General features: G+C 68.9%; 15 protein-coding genes and 1 tRNA gene. 9 read left to right on the forward strand and 7 right to left on the reverse strand.

Annotated elements, in window-relative coordinates; translation table 11 throughout:
- Window positions 1-1573 precede the first annotated feature (1573 nt).
- The 3 genes from HDR50_RS02040 to msrA all read left to right on the forward strand — a co-directional run bounded on the left by HDR50_RS02040 (window position 1574) and on the right by msrA (window position 4101).
- Window positions 1574-2473 carry an autotransporter outer membrane beta-barrel domain-containing protein gene (locus tag HDR50_RS02040; protein ID WP_291355468.1) on the forward strand — a complete coding sequence of 300 codons (900 nt, stop codon included), beginning with the start codon at window positions 1574-1576 and terminating at the stop codon, window positions 2471-2473.
- A 58-nt stretch (window positions 2474-2531) separates the two neighbouring features.
- Window positions 2532-2996 carry a cupin domain-containing protein gene (locus HDR50_RS02045; protein ID WP_291355470.1) on the forward strand — a complete coding sequence of 155 codons (465 nt, stop codon included), beginning with the start codon at window positions 2532-2534 and terminating at the stop codon, window positions 2994-2996.
- A 151-nt stretch (window positions 2997-3147) separates the two neighbouring features.
- A complete protein-coding gene (msrA, locus tag HDR50_RS02050) occupies window positions 3148-4101 on the forward strand; it encodes a peptide-methionine (S)-S-oxide reductase MsrA (RefSeq protein ID WP_291355471.1) in 954 nt (317 codons plus the stop codon).
- Between the two features lie 12 nt (window positions 4102-4113).
- Here msrA and HDR50_RS02055 read toward each other — a convergent pair whose 3' ends face one another.
- The 4 genes from HDR50_RS02055 to aroC form a co-directional block, all read right to left on the reverse strand.
- On the reverse strand, window positions 4114-4917 hold the full coding sequence (locus HDR50_RS02055; RefSeq protein ID WP_291355472.1) for a ZIP family metal transporter: 804 nt from the start codon (window positions 4915-4917) through the stop codon (window positions 4114-4116).
- Window positions 4918-5025: 108 nt separating this feature from the next.
- Window positions 5026-5101: transfer RNA gene (locus HDR50_RS02060), tRNA-Val, on the reverse strand.
- Between the two features lie 80 nt (window positions 5102-5181).
- The gene (locus HDR50_RS02065; RefSeq protein ID WP_291355473.1) at window positions 5182-7494 is read right to left on the reverse strand and encodes an ATP-dependent RecD-like DNA helicase; all 2313 of its coding nucleotides are present in this window, start codon (window positions 7492-7494) and stop codon (window positions 5182-5184) included.
- Between the two features lie 28 nt (window positions 7495-7522).
- Window positions 7523-8638 (reverse strand): chorismate synthase, encoded by a 1116-nt coding sequence (aroC, locus tag HDR50_RS02070; RefSeq protein ID WP_291355474.1) that lies wholly within the window; start codon window positions 8636-8638, stop codon window positions 7523-7525.
- 203 nt (window positions 8639-8841) lie between these two features.
- Between aroC and HDR50_RS02075 the strand changes: the two genes are divergently transcribed.
- From HDR50_RS02075 to HDR50_RS02100, 6 genes are all read left to right on the forward strand, one after another.
- The gene (locus HDR50_RS02075) at window positions 8842-11784 is read left to right on the forward strand and encodes an insulinase family protein (RefSeq protein WP_291355475.1); all 2943 of its coding nucleotides are present in this window, start codon (window positions 8842-8844) and stop codon (window positions 11782-11784) included.
- Window positions 11785-11798: 14 nt separating this feature from the next.
- Complete coding sequence (cbiR, locus tag HDR50_RS02080; RefSeq protein ID WP_291355476.1) at window positions 11799-12551, forward strand: cobamide remodeling phosphodiesterase CbiR; 753 nt, start codon at window positions 11799-11801, stop codon at window positions 12549-12551.
- Window positions 12548-13612, forward strand: a complete 1065-nt coding sequence (locus HDR50_RS02085) for a DHH family phosphoesterase (RefSeq protein ID WP_291355477.1) — start codon at window positions 12548-12550, stop codon at window positions 13610-13612. Before cbiR ends, HDR50_RS02085 begins: the two co-directional genes overlap by 4 nt.
- Window positions 13609-14400, forward strand: coding sequence for a DNA-3-methyladenine glycosylase 2 family protein (locus tag HDR50_RS02090; RefSeq protein ID WP_291355478.1), 792 nt, complete (start codon window positions 13609-13611; stop codon window positions 14398-14400). The genes HDR50_RS02085 and HDR50_RS02090 overlap by 4 nt, the downstream gene beginning before the upstream one ends.
- Entirely contained in the window at window positions 14397-15227 is an 831-nt protein-coding gene (locus HDR50_RS02095) for a sugar phosphate isomerase/epimerase (protein WP_291355479.1), read from the forward strand. Before HDR50_RS02090 ends, HDR50_RS02095 begins: the two co-directional genes overlap by 4 nt.
- 418 nt (window positions 15228-15645) lie before the next feature.
- A complete protein-coding gene (locus HDR50_RS02100; RefSeq protein ID WP_291355480.1) occupies window positions 15646-16401 on the forward strand; it encodes an SDR family oxidoreductase in 756 nt (251 codons plus the stop codon).
- Here HDR50_RS02100 and HDR50_RS02105 read toward each other — a convergent pair.
- The 3 genes from HDR50_RS02105 to HDR50_RS02115 all read right to left on the reverse strand — a co-directional run bounded on the left by HDR50_RS02105 (window position 16398) and on the right by HDR50_RS02115 (window position 19084).
- Window positions 16398-17336 carry a DMT family transporter gene (locus tag HDR50_RS02105; protein ID WP_291355481.1) on the reverse strand — a complete coding sequence of 313 codons (939 nt, stop codon included), beginning with the start codon at window positions 17334-17336 and terminating at the stop codon, window positions 16398-16400. The genes HDR50_RS02100 and HDR50_RS02105 overlap by 4 nt on opposite strands.
- Window positions 17337-17354: 18 nt before the next feature.
- A complete protein-coding gene (locus tag HDR50_RS02110; RefSeq protein WP_291355482.1) occupies window positions 17355-18014 on the reverse strand; it encodes a GntR family transcriptional regulator in 660 nt (219 codons plus the stop codon).
- Between the two features lie 56 nt (window positions 18015-18070).
- Window positions 18071-19084: a D-cysteine desulfhydrase gene (locus HDR50_RS02115; RefSeq protein ID WP_291355483.1), complete on the reverse strand. Its 1014-nt coding sequence runs from the start codon at window positions 19082-19084 to the stop codon at window positions 18071-18073.
- Window positions 19085-19134: the final 50 nt, after the last annotated feature.

The raw sequence follows: 19134 nt of genomic DNA on the forward strand, positions 1-19134 counted from the left end.
CCAACCGCATGCAGGCCGGGTCGCTGCTGACCTCCNNCGGGAACATCTATTTTCTGGATCCCGACCACCGCGGGGANAGCGGCATCCAGGAGGCCTCGGGCACCATCCGCGCCGGCGGCGANATCGGCACCTACAATCCCGNCGCCAATCCTGATATTCACACCTATAATATCCTGCAGGGGAACGGCCACCTGACCATCGAGGCCGGGGGCAGCATCGGCGTGCGCAACATCACGGCCGACACCATCCGCGCCGGGGGCCTCATCGTGGCCGGCGTGGACCGCACCTCGGCNTCCCAGATCNGCGTGAACGACCCCTTCAGTGTCAGNGTCACCCCGTCCAAGACCCTCACCGGCACCAATATCAGGGCGAGCCTCATCGCNGCGGGCGAGGTGGCGGACATCGCCGGCGTNTCNACNCCNTCGCGNATNGAGNCNGGGCGCCTGATGGNGGTCAAGAGCGACATCGACGGCGGNAGCACGGGCGACTTCACCCTGCACAACGGCTCCTTCAGCATCACNGGCANGNANGCGGTGGGCAATGCGGAATATGCCGCCGACGGCTCCCTCGTCTCCCACNGCGAGGCCGCCTGGGTGGGNGGNANGNTNGACGTGAACAACAACGGCGCNAGCNGCTTCACCANCATGGGCGTGGCCGGCACAGCCCGCATAAGCGGNGGCAGCCTCNGNGGCGANNCGCTCGGCGCCGCCTCCCTCACCCTGCACAACGGCATCNATGCGGCCATCAACTCCGTGGCGGTGCGCTCCGGGAATATGCAGATCGGCGCCGCGTCGGATACGGCCGCGAGCACCGACGCCGGCATCGGCTCNCTGCGGCTCAACGGGCATGACCTGCTCGTGGGCGCGGGCGCCGGCGAAGCCTGGGGCGCGGTGNGGAACTTCGTGACCGAAGCCGGCTCCGGCAANCTCACGGATGGCGCCATTACCGTAGGGCATAACGGCCGGCTCGCNCTGGGCACGAACGATACGNGCNCCCTGAAGACCATCACGGCCAAAGCCGGCATGGCGCCNNCGAGCGCCGTGCTCGGGGTNTTCTCGCCCGTGGTGCTGGGTTCGTCTCTGGATGTGGATCACGCGGCGTCCGTNGGGGCGTCCCGGGCCCTGGGCCGCGCTGCCGCGGGCCCGGCGCGTGCTGCCGCGNGGCCNGTGAACTTTTCCGGCAATTCGCTGCTNGTCATCGACGGCAGCCAAGAGCGGCGTCAACTANNCCAANCCNNCNGTNCCCACTGCGTGCNCTCCCCGNNGNGGTGCCCGGCGCCCTNAGCGCCGCCNCNCCCACGGANGCGNCCGTGGCNTCCGGCGCNAANATCTACATCGACCACGTCACCCCCGGGCACACCTATGTGGCTCTNGGGCGCAACATCACCACCAACTATGCCGACGCCACGGCCTGGAGCGGGGCCAACCTCATCTCCAGCAATCCGCTGCTTGANCTCACNCGCCTCGGCAACGGCATGGAAGGGCAGTTCTCGGTGACGGAAAAGGCGCCCCACACNAANAGCATCGGNGTGGCNAGCGGCGTGCCCNGGCTTTCGCAGGCCGCGAGNGAATCCATGGAATCGGCCATCTATTCGCGCATCAAGCTGGGGCAGGAGGATCTCTACCGGCACAGCTTCGCGCTCTGGGCGCTNCCGCTCTATGAATCCATCGACCATTTCGGGCTCGACGGCGGCACGGCGAGCTACGGCTTCCGCGGGGGCATCGGCGGCCTCGCCATCGGCGGCGACTANACNTGGGGCAATACCCTGCGCGCCGGCCTGAGCCTCAACATGGGCGCCGGCTATGTGAAAAGCACGGGCGACATGGCCACCACGCAGAACAGCGCCACCTTCTGGGGCGTGGGGGCCTATGGCGTGTGGAAGCCCGGNGCCTTCAGCCTCGACGCCGAGGTCGACTACACCTCGGTNTACAACAAGGTCNNGCAAGACCTGCCCGCGGAGGTGGACGGCGCCGAGCTCAAGGCCGACATCCCTGCCTGGTCGCTCGGCATGAGCCTGCGCGCGGAGTATGAGATCGACACCAAATATGTGAACCTGAGGCCGCACCTTGGGGTGCGGTACCTGCACATGGTGTCCGAGCCCTTTGACGCCACTCTCCACGGCGAGGACGCGCTGCACGGCAACCGCACCCACCAGAATGTCTGGACGCTGCCCTTCGGCCTTGTCCTCACCAAGCCCTTCAGACTGGAGAACGGCTGGGAAATCACGCCGCTCGTCAACCTCAAGGCCATCCCGGCCCTGGGCGACACCTATGCCAAGACTTCGGTGCGCTACACGGGCTCGCACAAGGACCAGGAATTCGACAGTCAGGTCATGGACAACATCACCTGGGGCGGGCGGGCCGGCGTGGAGTTGCGCGCCGGGGATTTCTCCGCCGGGCTCAACTATATCGGGCAGTTCGGCGAACACACCGCCAACCAGGGGGTGTTCGGCGTCGTGCGCTATGAATTTTAGGGCGCGAGCCGGCATGAGGCCGGGCGCCAAAGTCACACAGCAAAGGAGGATCGAGACCATGAGCGAGAAAGACGGCATCCCCGCGGCAGTGAAAAATGACCCAGCCCAGACCGTGCCGCCCACGCCCATCCTGCTCCAGCAGGAGCCGGAGCAGGAGCTTTTGCTGCCCCAGGGCACGGTGAAGCACCTGAAAAATATCGCTTACGCCAAGCCCGTGGACCTCGCCGGGCAGGTGGACTACGCCCAGGGCCAGGTGACGAGCAAGACCCTCGTGCAGAACCCGGCCGTGGGCGTCACGCTCTTCGCCATGGCCAAGGGCGAGGGCATCAGCGCCCACAAGTCCACGGGCGACGCCTTTGTGACCGCGCTGGAAGGCCGGGGCCAGGTCACCATCGACGACGCCACCTTCGTGCTCGAGCAGGGCCAGTGCATCGTCATGCCCGCCGGGCACCCGCATGCGGTGAGCGCGCTCGACGACTTCAAGATGCTGCTCGTTGTCGTCTTCCCGGAAAAGAAGAACTGAACGGAACGCGCGGGCCGGGGCAGCCCGGCCCGCCTCTTCCCGGGATCTTTCCCGCACCTGAAAGGCTGGCGGCATGATGGTGAAGCACTGGCTGGCGTGCGCGCTGGGCGCGCTCTTCTTTTTTCTGGCCGGAACAGGCACGGGGGCTTGCATGGACAAGAAAGTATGGTTCGGCGGCGGCTGTTTCTGGGGTGTGCAGGAGTATTTTTCGCGGCTGCCCGGCGTGGTCGCCACGAAGACGGGCTACGCCAATTCCAGTGTCGCTGATCCGGACTACAAGACCGTGTGCAGCGGGGCAACCGGCGCCGTGGAAGCGGTGGAAGTTGTCTATGACCCGGAGAAGATCTCGCTCGACTCTCTGGTGGACTGCCTCTTCAGCATCATTGATCCCTTTTCCGTCAATCGCCAGGGCAATGACGTGGGCACCCAGTACAGGACGGGCATCTATTATGACAGCGAGGAGGAGGGGGCGCAGCTCAAAAAGCTCCTTTCCTTCATGCAGGGCCTCGCCGGAGCGCCGCTGGCCGTGGAGCTCATGCCGCTGCGGAATTTTTATCCCGCGGAGGACTATCACCAGGACTACCTGAAAAAGAATCCCGGCGGCTACTGCCACATCGACCTCAGCAAAAAACCGCCCCAGCCAGTGGCGCCCGAAGTGCGCGCGTGGCCGAAGCCTGCGGACGGGGACTTGCGCCGGAAGCTCACGCCGATGCAATACGCGGTCACGCAGGAGGGCGTCACCGAGCCCGCCTTCACTGGCGAACACTGGAACCGCCACGAGCCGGGCATCTATGTGGATGTGGTGACGGGCGAGCCGCTTTTCGCCTCTTCCGCCAAGTTTGATTCCGGCACGGGCTGGGCCAGCTTCACGCGGCCCATCGGCAAGGGCCACATCACCGGGCGCCTCGACGAGAGCCACGGCATGCGGCGCATCGAGGCGCGCTCCGGCCAGGGGGATTCGCACCTCGGGCACATCTTCCCCGACGGCCCCACGGGCCTGCGCTACTGCATCAACGACGCGGCCCTGCGCTTCATCCCCCTGAAGGACATGGAGAAAGAGGGCTACGGCTATTTGCTCGAAGAGCAGCGCCAGCCGGCAAAGTGACGCGGGGCGTCCCTAGCCGAACATCACGTCCAAGCACATCATGGCCACAAAGCCCAGGATGAGCCCCAAGGTGGCGGCGTCGCCGTTGCCCGAGGCGTGGGCCTCGGGGATGACCTCCTCCACGGTCACGAAGATCATGGCCCCGGCGGCGAAGCCCAGCGCCCAAGGCAGCACGGGGAGGGCGATGGCGGTGAGCGCCGCCCCGAGCACAGCCGCCACGGGTTCCACTGCGCCGGAGAGCTGGCCGATGAAGAAGGCCTTGCGGCGCTCCATGCCCTCGCGCAAGAGCGGCAGCGAAACGGCCATGCCCTCGGGAATGTTCTGCATGCCGATGCCGAACATGAGGGTGAGCGCCCCGGCTATGCCCAGGGACGGGTCAAGGGCGGCCGCGCCAAAGGCCACGCCCACGGCCAGCGCCTCGGGGATGTTGTGCAGCGTGATGGCGAGCACGAGCAGGAAACTGCGCGGCAGCTCGCACTTGGGGCCGTCCGGCCTGGCGAGCATCAGGTGGAAGTGCGGCGTGGCATAATCCAGCAGCCGCAAGGTGAGCGCGCCCAGCAAAAAGCCGCCGGCCGCCGGCATGAACTTCCAGCCGCCCCAGGCGGGCCGCGCCAGATCCAGCGCCGGAATGAGCAGCGACCACACGCTTGCCGCCAGCATCACGCCGCCCGCAAAGCCGAGCAGCACGTCCAGCGTTTTGCGCGAAAATTCCTGCTTCAGGAAAACAGCCCCGGCCCCAAGGCTGGTGAACAGCCACGTGACGAGGCCGGCGCCGAGGCCGGCCAGCGCCGGCGACTCGCGGATAAAGTCAAGCATCGTGTTTCCTCATGCAAGGCGCATTGCCGCGCGCACCCGCCCGATGAAACAGCAGAAAGCCAGGACCCCACATGGGCTCGCCCCGTGGGGTCCTGCTGTTTCCAATCATGGTGGGCAGTACAGGATTTGAACCTGTGACCCTCGCCTTGTAAGGGCGATGCTCTGCCAGCTGAGCTAACTGCCCGGATCGTGCGGAGTGCCGCCGTGCTGCGGCGTGGCGGCGCTTTCGGGAATGTCGCAGCCTATGCGGCGTCCGCGGCCGTGTCAATGCGCGGGGCGGTCGGCCCCGGCGAGGCGCTGGGCGAGGCGGGTGAAGCGCCGGTGCGTCTTGTTGTTCTTGACGGCCATGTGCAGGGCGCGCGGCTCGCCCACGAGGATGACGAGCTTTTTGCCGCGCGTCACGCCCGTATAGACAAGGTTGCGCTGCAAGAGCACATAGTGCTGCATCATGAGCGGGATGACCACGGCCGGGTATTCCGAGCCCTGCGACTTGTGGATGGAAATGGCGTAGGCGGGCGCAAGCTCGTCCAGTTCGTCGAAGTCATAGGGCACCACGCGGCCGTCAAAGGTGACGCTCAGGGTGCGCTCGCGCGGGTCCATATGGGTGATGCGGCCCATGTCGCCGTTGAACACATCCTTTTCGTAATTGTTCCGCACCTGCATCACCTTGTCCTGGAGGCGGAAGGCGCGGTCGCCGCGGCGTACCTCGAGGCCGTTGGGGTTGAGCGCCTCCTGCAGGAGGGCGTTCATGCGGCCGGCGCCCACGGCGCCCTTGTGCATGGGCGTCAGCACCTGCACGTCGTCCACCGGGTCGAGCCCGAAGCGGCGCGGGATGTGGCGCGTCACCAGCTCCACCATGAGGCTGGCGGCGCGCTCCGGGTCGTCCTGGCGGATGAAGTAGAAATCCGACAGCCGCTCCCGGCTCGACTCCAAGAGGGGCACCTCGCCGCGGTTGATGCTGTGCGCGTTGAGGATGATCTCACTCTCGGCCGACTGGCGGAAGATCTCGGTGAGCTCGGCCACGGGCGCGGCCCGCGAGGCGATGACATCGCCGAGCACATTGCCCGGCCCCACGGAGGGGAGCTGATGCACGTCCCCCACCAGCACGAGCGTGGCGCCCAAGGGCACGGCCTTGAGCAGGTGGTAGAAGAGCAGGCAGTCCATCATGGAGGCCTCGTCCACCACGAGCAGGCCGCAGGCGAGGGGATTGTCCTCGTTGCGGGCGAAGCCGTCCTCGCGCGGGCTGTATTCGAGCAGGCGGTGGATGGTCCTGGCCTCCCGCCCCGAGGTCTCGGCCATGCGCTTGGCCGCGCGGCCCGTGGGCGCGGCCAGGAGGATGCGCGCCCGCGCGGTCTCGAAGAGCCTGATGATGGCGTTGATGATGGTGGTCTTGCCCGTGCCCGGGCCGCCGGTGATGACGAGCACCTTGCTCCTGGCCGCGGCGGTGACGGCGGCGAGCTGCTCGGGCGCGAGCTCGATGGGGAGTTCCGCGGCCACGCGGGCGGCCAGCGCCTCGGGCTCGGGCAGGCGTACGGCCTTGGGCGAATGGAGCAGCCGCTGGAGATAGTAGGCGGTTTTGGCCTCGCAATGGTGGTAGCGGCCGAGATAGACGCCCACATTTTCGCCCGGGCCCGCTTCCGCGGCGTCGGCCACCTCGCCAGGCGCGCCCTCCTCCTGCGAAAAATCCTCGCGCACCAGGCGCTCGTCCCGCTCCAGCGCCTCCAGCGCGTCCAGCACGGCCTCTGGCGGGGCCCCCACCTGGTTCGCCACCTCCTCGGCGAGGCGCGCCTCGGGCAAATAGACGTGGCCTTCCTCCGCGGCCTTTTGCAGGCTGTAGAGGCAGGCCGCCTGCACGCGCAGGGGGCTGTCCGGCGCGAAGCCGAGCTTGGCGGCGATGGCGTCGGCCGTGAGGAAGCCCACGCCGTGGATATCCATGGCGAGGCGGTAAGGATTTTCGCGCACGATCTCGAGCGCGTGCTCCCCGTAGGCGCGGTGGATGCGGATGCCCATGGCCGGCGTGATGCCGTGCGGCTGGAGGAAGAGCAAGAGGTCGCGCACGCCGCGATGCCGCGCCCAGGATTCGCGGATGCGCTCCAGCGTCTTGGGGCCGAGGCCGCGCACGCCGAGCAGGCGCTGCGGCTCCTCGTCGAGCACGCGGAGGGCCTCGGTGCCGAATTTGTCCACGATGCGCCCGGCCATCTCCTCGCCCACGCCCTTGATGAGCCCGGAGGACAGGTAGAGGCGGATGCCCTCGGCCGTGGCCGGCAACAATTCCTCCACGTCGGTGAATTCCACCTGGCGCCCGAAGCGCGGATTGGTGATCCAGCGGCCGCGCACACGCAGGCGGCTCCCGGCCTTGGGCAGGGTCATGTGGCCCACGCAGGCCACGGGCTCGCGCTGGCTGCGGGGCACGGGGCGGCGGGAGGCTCCGGCATCCCCCCCCGCATCCGCGTCCGGCATGAGCCTGAGCACCGTGAAACCGTTGTCTTCATTATGGAAGACGATGCGCTCCACCGTGCCGGAAAGCTCCACGGCGTCGGCGTCGCGCAGTAGGGGGAGGTCCTGGCCGGGAGCCATCAGGCGCGCTCCGGGGTGGGGCGCCGCCTCACAGCCGCTCCCCGGCCGCCATGCGCCGCTGGAGCAGGTACGCGTCCGCAAGGGCGAGGGCGGTCATGGCCGCGAGCACGGGCACGATGCGCGGGATGGCGGCGAGGTCGTGGCGGCCGCCCACGGTGACGCTGGTGGGCCGGCCCTGCCTGTCCACGGTGGCCTGTTCCTGCGCAATGGAGGCGATGGGCTTAACGGCAGCCTGAAGGATGATGTCCTGCCCGCTGGAAATGCCGCCCAGGATGCCGCCCGCGTGGTTGCTGCCGAAGCGGGCGCGGGGCGCGTGCCCGCAGCCGTCCGCCCCCTCAGCCGGGAAGAGGGCGTCATTGTTGGCCGAGCCCCGGCTGCGTGCCGCGGCGAAGCCGTCGCCCACCTCCACGCCCTTGACCGCGCCCACGCTCATGAGCGCATGGGCGAGCGTGGCGTCCAGCCTGTCGAAGACCGGCTCGCCGAGGCCGGCGGGCACCTGCTCGGCCACGATGCGCACGATGCCGCCCAGGGTGTCGCCGGCGGCACGCGCCTCGGCCACGGCCGCGTCCCAGAGCGCGGGCGCCGCCTCGGAGGCCGCGAAATAGGGCCTCGCCACCGCGTCCTTCATGTCGATCTCGGCCTCGGGCACGGCGATGCCGCCCAGCTCCACGCAGGCCGCGCGGATGACCGTGCCGCAGGCCACGGACAGCAGCTTGCGGGCGATGGCGCCGCCGGCCACGCGCGCCGCGGTCTCGCGCGCCGAGGAGCGGCCCCCGCCCCGATAGTCGCGGATGCCGCCGAATTTCTGGTGATAGCTCCAGTCCGCATGGCCGGGCCGGAAAAGCTCGGCGAGCTTGCCATAATCGCGCGAGCGCTGGTCCTCGTTGGCGATATAGAAGGCGATGGGCGTGCCCGTGGTCTGCCCCTCGAACACGCCGGAGAGCAGATGCACGGTGTCCGGCTCCTTCCTCTTGGTGGAGGCCGGCCCCTGCCCGGGGCGCCTGAGGTCGAGCTCGGCCTGGAGGTCGGCCTCGCTGAGAGGAAGCCCGGCCGGGCAGCCGTCGAGCACGCCGCCGAGGCCCGGGCCGTGGGATTCGCCGAAGGTGGTCAGGCGCAGCACGCGCCCGAAAGTGTTGCCCGCCATGTTGCACGTCCTGTCTGGAGGATGGGGCGCCGTGGGCGGAGCCGACGGCACCGGAAGTATAGGGGAGGGCCGCCCCCCTGACAAGCCGCCGGCCCCGGGGCGGCGCACCATGCCGGCCGCACTTGCAAAAGGGCGCCCGATGCCTATAGTCTGCCCTTGGCGCCGGAGCGTTCCGGCGGCGCATGCAAGCGGGAGGACGGCCCATGGAGCGGCACGGTTTCAGTCTGGCGGAGGAAAGGGAGCTCCCCGAGGTGGGGGGTACGGCGCGGCTCTGGCGGCACGACGCCACGGGGGCCGAACTGCTCTCCATCGTCAATGCGGACGAGAACAAGTGCTTCGGGGTCAGCTTCCGCACGCCGCCCGCGGATTCCACGGGCGTGGCCCACATCCTCGAGCATTCCGTGCTCTGCGGCTCGGAGCGCTACCCGGTGAAGGAGCCCTTCGTGGAGCTGCTCAAGGGCTCGCTCCAGACCTTCCTCAACGCCTTCACCTTCCCGGACAAGACCTGCTACCCGGTGGCCAGCGCCAACTTGCAGGATTTTTACAACCTCATCGACGTTTACCTCGACGCGGTGTTCCATCCGCGCATCAGCGAGGACATCTTCCGGCAGGAGGGCTGGCATGTGGAGGCCGCCCCGGGCGACGCCCCCTGGACGTACAAGGGCGTGGTCTACAACGAGATGAAGGGCGCCTATTCGTCGCCCGATTCCGTGCTCGCCGAAAAGAGCCAGCAGGCGGTCTTTCCCGACACCCTCTACAGCCTCGACTCCGGCGGCGACCCGGAGCGCATCCCCGACCTCGCGTATACGGCTTTCAAGGAATTCCACCGCCGCCACTACCAGCCGGGCAACGCGCGCTTCTTTTTCTGGGGCGACGACCCCGAGGACGCGCGCCTTGCGCGCATCGACGCGGAGCTTCAGCGCCTTGCGAGCCGTCGCCCCGAGCCGGCGGACGAGGCCGTGCCCCTGCAAAAGCGCCTTCCCGCGCCGCGCCGGGTGGAGGTGCCCTATGCGGCCGGTCCGGGCGAGACGCGCGCGCTCTTCACCATCAACTGGCTTTTGGGCGAGCGCGGCGACGTCACTGAGGCCCTGCTCATGGAGATGCTGGAGCATATCCTCGAGGGCCTGCCCGGCTCGCCGCTTAGGCTCGCGCTCATCAGCTCCGGCCTCGGGGAGGACACCACGGGCTGCGGCCTCGAGACCGACCTGCGCCAGATGTACTATTCCACGGGCCTCAAGGGCGTGGCGCCGGAGGACGTGCCCCGCGCCGAGGCCCTGATCATGGACACCCTGCGCGGCCTGGCGGAAAACGGCATCCCGGCCGAGGCCGTGGAGGCCGCGGTGAACAGCGTGGAATTCGCCTACCGCGAGAACAATTCCGGCCGCTTCCCGCGCGGGCTTGCCGCCATGATCCAGTCCCTCTCCACCTGGCTCTATGACGGCGACCCGCTGGCGCCGCTCGCCTGGGAGGCGCCGCTCGAGGCCATCAAGGCCCGCATCGCCGCCGGCGAGCCGGTCTTCGAGGAGGCCCTGCGCCGCAATTTCCTCGACAATCCGCACCGCGCGCATGTGGTGCTGCTGCCGGACACCAGCCTCGGCGAGGAGCGCCTGGCGGCCGAAGCCGCCCGCCTCGAGGCCCTGCGCGCCGCATCCTCGCCCGAGGCCCGCGAGCGCCTGGAGGAGGAGACGCGCCACCTTGAGCAAGCCCAGGCCGCGCCGGACTGCCCCGAGGCCCTGGCCACCATCCCGGCCCTTGGCCTTGCCGACCTGCCCCCCCGCAACATGCCCCTCCCGCTTGCGGAGCGGAGCATCCCACAGACGGCCCTCGCCCACGATCTCCCCACCGCGGGCATCGCCTACGCGAGCCTGCTCTTGCCGGTGACGCGGCTCCCCGACCGGCTTTTGCCGCTCCTGCCGCTCTTCTGCCGCTCCCTCACCGAGACAGGCACGGCCCGGCGCGACATGGCCGCGCTGGGCGCGCACATGGCCGCCAAGACCGGCGGTGTGGGCGCCACGCCGCTCACGGGCCTCCGGCTCGGGAGCCGCGAGACTTTCTGCCATGTGGCGCTCTCCGGCAAGGCCGTGTACGACAAGATCCCGGATCTCTTCGCCATCATGGAGGAAGTCCTGCTCGAGCCCGCGCGCGACCCGGCCATGCTGCGCGAGCGCCTGGGGCAGATGCTGCTCGAGGAAAAGGCGCGGCTCGAATACGGCATCCAGGCGGCGGGGCACGCCACGGTGGGGGCGCGGCTGCGCGCCCGCTACACCGGCGAGGGCGCGCTTTCCGAGCAGCTCGCCGGCCTCACCTATCTCGAATCCGTGCGCGCGCTGCTCAGGCGCCTCGAGGAGGCGCCGGAAAGCGTGCTCGCCGACCTTGAGGAACTGCGGCGGCGCATCGTCACCGGGGCGGGCGTCATCTTCGACTGCACGGCCGAGGCCCAGGGCCTCGCCCTTGCCGAGCGCTACGCCGCGCCCTTGCTCGCGCGCCTCCCCGGGGCGCCGGCGGAAAGCGCGGACGACCCCGACCTCATGGACATCCGCCATCTTGCGCCCATGACGGGCCTGCCCCAGGCCGAGGCCCTGCTGACGCCGGCGCAGGTCAACTATGTGGGCAAGGCCGCCAACCTCTACGACCTCGGCTACCAGTGGCACGGCTCGGCGAGCGTCATCCTGCGTTACCTGCGCATGGGGCGCCTGTGGGACGAGGTGCGCGTGCGCGGCGGCGCCTACGGCGTTTTCTGCAATCTCGACCGCGTGGGCGGCACCCTCGTCTGCGCCTCCTACCGCGACCCCAATGTGGAGCGCACCCTCGCGGCCTATGACGGCCTGGCGGACTTTTTGCGCGCCGCAGCCCCGGACGCCGGGCGCCTCACCCAGGCCATCGTGGGCGCCGTGGGCGACCTCGACACCTACCTTTTGCCCGACGCGCGCGGCGCCCGGGCGCTCGGCACCTGGCTCGCCGGCAACACCGAGGAGCTGCGCCAGCGCACCCGCGAGGAGATGCTGGCCACCACGGCCGAGGATTTCGTGCGCTTCGCAGACACCTTGGAAGCCGCGGCCGAAGCCGGCGAGATCTGCGTGCTCGGCGGCCAGAAGGCGGAAAACGCCGCCCAGGAGGCCGGCTGGATGACCCGCCAGGTTCTCTAGGCCGGCCCGGTTCCATGAAGCTGGCCGCGCCGTCCTTCGTGCTCCCGGGCACGGTGGCGGAGAACGCCCGCTTCCTCGCCGGCCGGGTGGAGGAGGTGGGCCTCTGCTGCTTTGAGACCGAGGGCACCCTCGCCTATACCGAGGCCGACCTGCCGCCTGAGCTCGCGTCCCTCCCCTTGCGCTGGCACCTGCACCTCCCGGCTGATTTGCCGTGGGCGCGGGGCGGCTCGGCCGCCGCCCGTGTCGCGCTGGCCGTGCTCGCGCGCGTGGCGTACCTCGCGCCGCATCTCGCCGTGCTGCACCCCCCCCTGGGCATGCCCGTGCGGGAGGCGCGGGCGCTCCTCGCGGCCTTTGCCGCGGTGTGGCATGCCGCCGAGGCGCCCCCCCTGCTGCTCGAGAACATCCGCGGCTGCGAGCTCACGGAGCTCGGCTGCGATTTTCTGGACGGGGAGGGACTGGGCGTCTGTCTGGACGTTGGGCACCTGCTGGGCTATGCTCAGGGGCGGCTCCTCGCGTCGGAGCTTCCCGAACGGGCGCGGCTCGTCCACTGGAGCGCGCCGGGCGCCGTCCCCGGGGAGGACAGGCACCTTCCGCTTCCCGCGTTCACGCGGGCGCAGCGGGCCGTGGCCCTCGGCCTGCTCCGGCGTTTTTCGCCTGAGGCCGTGCATCTCGCCGAGGTCTTCCACTGGGAGGGCGCGGCGGCGTCCCACCGCTGGCTCGGGGAGGCTGCGGCCGTGGCGCAGGCGCCGCTGAAGGAGGGCGCATGACAGCCATACCCGAACATATCCTGGCCTTCAGGCAGTGGCGGCAAGCCCTGCGCAAGGAAGACCGCTGGTGCGTCCTCATCAATGCCGACCCGGACGCCCTGGCCTCGGCGCTGGCCCTCAAGCGCATCATGCACCGCAAGACGCATTCCGTTGACATCATGCGCGTCAACGAGGTCACGCGGCCGGACAATCTCGCCATGGTGCGCTACCTGCGCATCCCGGTGAAGCCGTGGCAGCCCGAGCGCGCGACCTCCTTCGATCGCTTCGCCATGGTGGATTCGCAGCCCGCGCATCATCCGGCCTTCGCCGGCCTCATCTACAGCCTGATCATCGACCATCACCCGCTCACCGACCTGGCCGGCCTGCTCACGCCCGACGCCTTTTGCGACATCCGGCCCGGCGTGGGCGCCACCAGCAGCATGATGACCCGTTTTATCCAGGCCCTGCGCCTCAGGCCCGGGCCGCTGCTCGCCACGGCGCTGCTCTACGGCATCCGCACCGATACAGGCGCCTTCGAGCGCTCGGGCGGCGAGGAGGACCTGCGCGCTTACCAGTGGCTTTCGCATCATGCGGACGCCAATTTGCTCAGGCGCATCAGCCGCAGCGAATATCTGCGCGCGTGGCTGCCCTTTTTCTCGCGCGCCTTCCGCAGCCTCACCGATTGCCGGGGCGGCGGCGCCTATGCCGCGCTGGGCGAGATCAAGAGCGCGGACCTGCTCGTCTCGGTGGCGGATTTCTTCACGCGCGTCCACGGCCTTAAGTGGATCGCCGTGAGCGGCATCGTGGGCAAGACGGTCATCGTCGTCTTCCGGGGCGACGGCAGCCGCGACATCGGCCGCTTTGCCGACGCCTGCTTCTATGACGTGGGCACGGCCGGCGGCCACCGCAACATGGGCCGGGCGGAATTTCCGCTTGCCGCGGTGCCCGATGGTGTGAAGCCCGCGGATTTCGTCTTCAAGCGGCTCATGACCCGCAAGGTGCGCCCGCGCTGCACCGCGCCCATCCCGCTGCCCGCCACTCTCGTCCCCGCGCGGCCGGGCCCCGCGGGCGCCGGCGCATGACAGGGCGGCGCGGGGCGGCCGCCCCGCCTCCCCCGCCTGAGCCCGTTTCGGAAGCCCCGGCCATAGCTGCCGGCGCCTGCGTTTTTTGCGCCACCGAGGCGGACAGGGCGCACCTCGCCGAACGCGACCCGGCGCTCGGGCGCCTCATGGCGGCGCTGGGGCCGCTTCGGCGCGAGCGTGTGCCCGACCCCTTCATGGCGCTCACACATGCCATCGCCGGCCAGCAGATTTCGGGCGCGGCGCACGCCACGGTCTGGCGGCGCCTGCTCGACGCCTTCCCCTGTTTCACGCCGGAAAGGCTCGCCTGCGCCCCGCCGGAAGCCTTGCGGGCCTGCGGCCTCTCCGGGCGCAAGGCCGGCTATATCCTCGAGATAGCGCGGCGCGCCGCCTGCGGCGAGCTGGACCTCGCCGGTCTCGCCGCCCTCGATGACGAATCCCTGTGCGCGGCCCTCTGCGAGCTCCCGGGGGTGGGCCTGTGGACGGCGGAAATGCTCATGATCTTCTGCCTCGGCCGCGAGGACGTGCTGAGCGTGGGCGATTTCGGCATCCGCAAGGGCCTGCGCATGCTCTATAACAAGCGCGAGCTCACCCCGGCCTTTCTGGCGCGCTGCAAGAAGCGCTATTCGCCCTGCGCCTCGGCGGCGAGCCTCTATCTCTGGGCGCTGGCCGGCGGCGCGGGCGGCCCGGACTACAAGGACCCGGCGCAAAAGAAAAAGCACGCGGCCCGGTCGAAGAAGGGCGCCCCGGCCCCGCGCGGGCGCAAGCGCCGTCAGGAGGAGGCAGAATGAAAATCAGCATTTCCGTGGCCGACCGGCCGGGCAGGATGCCGCAGATCATGTTCGCGGGGCCGCTCGGCCCCATCTGCGCGAAGCTCGCCGCGCTGGGCTTCGACGGCATCGACCTCTTCTTCCCCGAGCCGCCGGCGGCGGATGTGGCCGCGGCCCGCACGGCGCTCGCGGAGAGCGGCCTCAAGGCCGCCATGCTCTCGGCCCAAGGGGACCTCATGGCCGAGGGGCTTTTTCTCAACCGGCCCGGGGTGCTCCCGCGCCTGCTGGAAGGTTCGCGCCGGCACCTCGCCATGTGCGCGGAGCTGGGCGCGAAAAGCATCGTGGGTTTTTTCCGCGGACAGCACAAGGATGTTCCCGGCGGCAGGGAGGAGAGCCTGAAGTGCATGGCCGAGGGCGTGGCGGCCTATTGCGGCCTTGCCGAAACTTTCGGCGTGGGCGTGCTGCTCGAGCCCATCAATCGCTATGAGATGGACTCCATCCATACGGTCGCCGAAGCGCTCGCCTTGCGGGAGCGGGCGGGCGCGCCCGGGAACCTCTCCATCCTGCCGGACGTGTTCCATATGCACATCGAGGAGTCGTCCCTCGCGGCCGCCATCGCGCGCGCCGCCGGGCATATCGGCCATGTGCATTTTGTGGACAATACCCGCGCCGTGCCGGGCTTGGGATGCCTCGCGCTCGGCGCGCTCGCCGAGTGCCTGGGCGTGGCGGGCTATGACGGCTTTCTCGGCATGGAGGCCGTGCCGGGGCCTGACCCCGAGGACGAGGCCCGCGCCGGCCTCGCCACGGTGCGCGCCCTGCTGTCGCGCCCGGCCTTGCGCGGGGAGTAGGAACGAGGATGGGCTTTGCCTGCCTGCGAGGTGGTTCCGCGGCTGTGCGCCCTGTGTAATGCCGAAATTATCCGTCACAAACAGCCTTTTAGGTGCCGGCTGCGTCAGAAAAAAATTTCCTCGGTCGAGTACTTGAGTACACTCCCTTCGGAAATTATTTTTCTTCCTTGCTTCAGCCGTTGCGACGAAGGAAGCTACGGATGGAGACAGCAATTAGTTACCTAAAAGCCAGACAACACAACCGCTGTCGCTATCCGTAAGGCTCGCAGACTCGCCAACGGCTAGCGCGCCGGAACCTAAAAATCTTATTTTTTAGGATTCTTCCGGCACCAGCCCCCGTCTTCCGCTTCGCTCCAGACGGACTTGAGGAAGGCTCGGCTTGGTAAACTTGGAAGAGTCCTGGGAACAAGGAGGCCGCATGTTTTCCCTGAACGGCAAGACCGCGTTCATCACCGGCTCAAGCCGCGGCATCGGCCACGGCATCGCGCGCGCCCTGGCCCGGCAGGGCGCGGACATCTGGCTCTCGGGCGTGCACCGCGAGGGGCTGGACGCCGCCGTGGCGGCCTTGCGTCACGACTTCCCTGAGCGCCGGGTCAACGGCGTCCTCTGCGACGTGGCGAAGCAGGAGAGCGTGGACATGGCCCTCGCCGCCATCGCAGGCGCGGGGCCGCTCCACATCCTCGTCAACAACGCGGGCATCAACCTGCGCGCGCCCGTGGAGGACATGCCGGACGAGCTCTGGCAGCGCATGCTCGACACCGACGTGACCGGCGTTTTCCGCGTGTCGCGCGCGGCGCTCCCCCTGCTCAGGGCACAGGGCGGCAAGGTCATCAATCTCTGCTCGCTCATGAGCGAGATCGCCCGGCCCGGCATCGCGCCCTATGCCGCGGCCAAGGGGGCCGTGCGCCAGCTCACGCGCGCGCTGGCAACGGAATGGGCGCAGTACAATATCCAGGTCAACGGCGTAGCACCCGGCTTCATCGCCACGGACATGAACCGGCCGCTCATGGAAGACGCGGAGCTCAACGCCTATATCATGCGCCACACGCCGGCGAAACGCTGGGGCACGGTGGAGGAGGTGGGGAGCGCCGCCGCCTTCCTGGCCTCGCCGGCGGCGGATTTCATCACCGGGCAGATCCTCTTTGTGGACGGCGGCTTCATGGCCTCGCTCTAGGAGCCGGCCCGCGCCGCCCTCTCGCGCCCGCCGGCCACCACCAGCAGGGTCGCGGCCACGATGAGGCAGCCGCCGAAGATCTCGCGGCCGCTGATGCTCTCGCCGAGGAAGAGCAGGGAAAGGCTCACCGCCGTGACCGGCTCCAGCGCACCGAAGATGGCCGTGGCCGTGGGGCCTATAGCGGCGATGGCCTTGAGGGTGAAGAGCAGCGAGAGCACGGTGGGGAAGAGGGCGAGGCAGGCGAGATTGGTCCACGCGAGGAGCGTCTGCGGCGCGTGGAAGCCGTCGGCGAGCGGCAGCGCGGCCACGAACACGAGGCCCCCGAAAAGGAGCTGCCAAAGCAGGGCGCGCAGCGGCGGCACCAGCACCAGCACCCGCGAGACCTTCACCATGACGAGATAGACGGCGTAGGTGAGGGACGAGAGGAAGATGAGCACAAAGCCCGTCACATTGATGTCCGCGCCCTCGCCCGGCTGCATGAGCAGGCAGAGCCCGGCCGCGGTGAGGCCGAGGCACACGCCGGTGACGAGCCGGAATTTTTCATGGAAAAACAGGGTCATGAGCAGCGAGGTCAGGACAGGATACATGAAGAGCAGGGTGGAGGCGACGCCCGCGTTCATGAAGCGGTAGGCCTCGTAGAGCGCCAGCGAGGAAAGACCCATGACGATGCCGGAAACGGCCAGCGGCATGACCTCCTGCCTTACGGGCAACAGCCTTTGCGAGCGCCCGACGATGATGGCCGCGAGCAGCGGGATGCCGAGCAGATAGCGGAACAGCAGCACCGAGACCGCGTCCATGCTGGCATAGAGCGGCACGGCGAAGAGCGGGTTGGTGCCGTAAAAGGCGGCGGCCAGCGCGGCGAAGCCGTAGCCCCAGAGATTTCGGGCGCTGCCGCCTGCTCGGGTTCGCGTGGCGTTGGGCGCGGGGGCTGGCATGGACGCCTTGGCCTCCGCCTAGCCTTCCTGCTTGCCGCAGACGAGGCCGAGGCGGCGCCCGGATTCGGCATAGTGGTCGAGCAGGGCGCGCTCGATGACGCGCGGGTCACGGCTCACNAGCGCCTTGTAGAGCACNGCGTGGCGCTCGTAAAACTCGCTNGGCGAGAACAGGGTGTCCCAGCANTTGTANTAGAGAAACTTGGAGATGTGCGAGCAGGAATTGCGCGCGATGCCGGCCATGAGCCGGTTGCGGCAGGGNGCGAGCAGNGCGTCGTGGAAGGCCTCGTCGATCTGGCTCAGGGCCGCGAGGCCCGGGGCCGTCNTGCTCTGGCGCTCCATTTCCTCNAGGATGCCGGCNACNNTGGCGAGGGCCGCGTCGTCCCAGCGCTCCAGCGACTGCACGATGCAGGCGCCCTCGAGGGTGCCGCCNAGNCAATAGCTGTCTTCGATNTCCTGCAGGGTGAGGTGGCGGATGCAGCGGGTCTTNTGCGGCTCGCCCGTGACGAGCCCCTGCAANAGCAGGCTTTGCAGCGCCTCGCGCACCGGGCCGCGGCTGATGCCGAGGTGCCGGGCGATCTCGCCTTCNCGGATGGGGGCGCCGGGAGTGAGGGTGCCGTCCAGCAGGCATTGCTTGATATAGGCCGTGGCCTGCTCGGCGTAGGTCTTGATCTGGGACAAGGGCGGCGCTCCTCGGGTGGAAGGAAGGAATGAGGTAGCGCCGCCCNNGNGCCGTGTCAAGCCTTCCAGGCCTTGCGGAAGGTGTCCTCATAGGCGTAGAGCGCCGGCGAGCCGCCCGTGTGCAGGAAGAGCACCCTGGCCCCTNCGGGGAAGTAGCCCTTGCGCGTCAGGTCCATGAGGCCGNNCATGGCCTTGCCCGAATACACCGGGTCNAGCAGGATGCTCTCNGTGCGGGCNAGCATGGTCACGGCCTCCACCATGGCGTCCGTGGGCAGGGANTAGCCGGGGCCCACATAGTCGTCNAANACCTTGACCGCCTCGCGCGGCATNTCGAAGTGCGCGCCCGTGTAGTCGCCGATCTTTTCCATGAGCGAATACACGGCCTCCTCCTGCACGGCCTTCTTGCGGTTGACGCCGATGCCCGTCACCGGGATGTTCATGTTGCAGCCGAGCATGCCGAAGAGGAAGCCCGCATGCGTGCCCGCGCTGCCGCTCGGCACNACGATGTGGTCGAANTNGAGCTGCTTGGCGAACATCTGCTCCATGAGCTCCTGCGCGCAGGAGACATAGCCGAGNGCGCCCACCGCGTTGGAGGCGCCCCCGGGCACGATGTAGGGCTTNTTGCCCTCGGCGCGGAGCTTNNCCGCCACCTTTTCCATTTCTTCCATCATGTTGCTGCCGCCGGGCACCACGGTGATGCTCTTCACGCCGAGCAGCTGNTAAAGGAAGTTGTTGCCCGAGGCCTCGGGCTTGTAGCTNNNGGGCACGCGCTCCTCAAGCACGAGGTGGCAGTCNAGCCCCTCATGCACGGCCCAGGCNAGGGTGAGGCGGCAGTGGTTGGACTGGACGGCCCCGCAGGTGATGATGGTGTCCGNGCCCTTGGAAAGGGCGTCGGCGATGGTGAAGTCGAGCTTGCGGGTCTTGTTGCCGCCGCCCGCGCCGGGCAGCAGGTCGTCGCGCTTGATCCAGAGNNGGATCTTGTCGCCCAGCGCCTTGCTGAACGCGGGAAGGAATTCCAGCGGCGTGGGTTCCTTCACATAGCCGCGACGGGGGAAACGTGCCAGNTTCATTGTCTGCTCCTCCTTGGGAGTCTTGCGCGGGCCGTGACAAGTGCCGCACG

Origin of the sequence: Desulfovibrio sp., assembly GCF_014803725.1 — a bacterium.
Lineage (GTDB): Bacteria > Desulfobacterota > Desulfovibrionia > Desulfovibrionales > Desulfovibrionaceae > Desulfovibrio.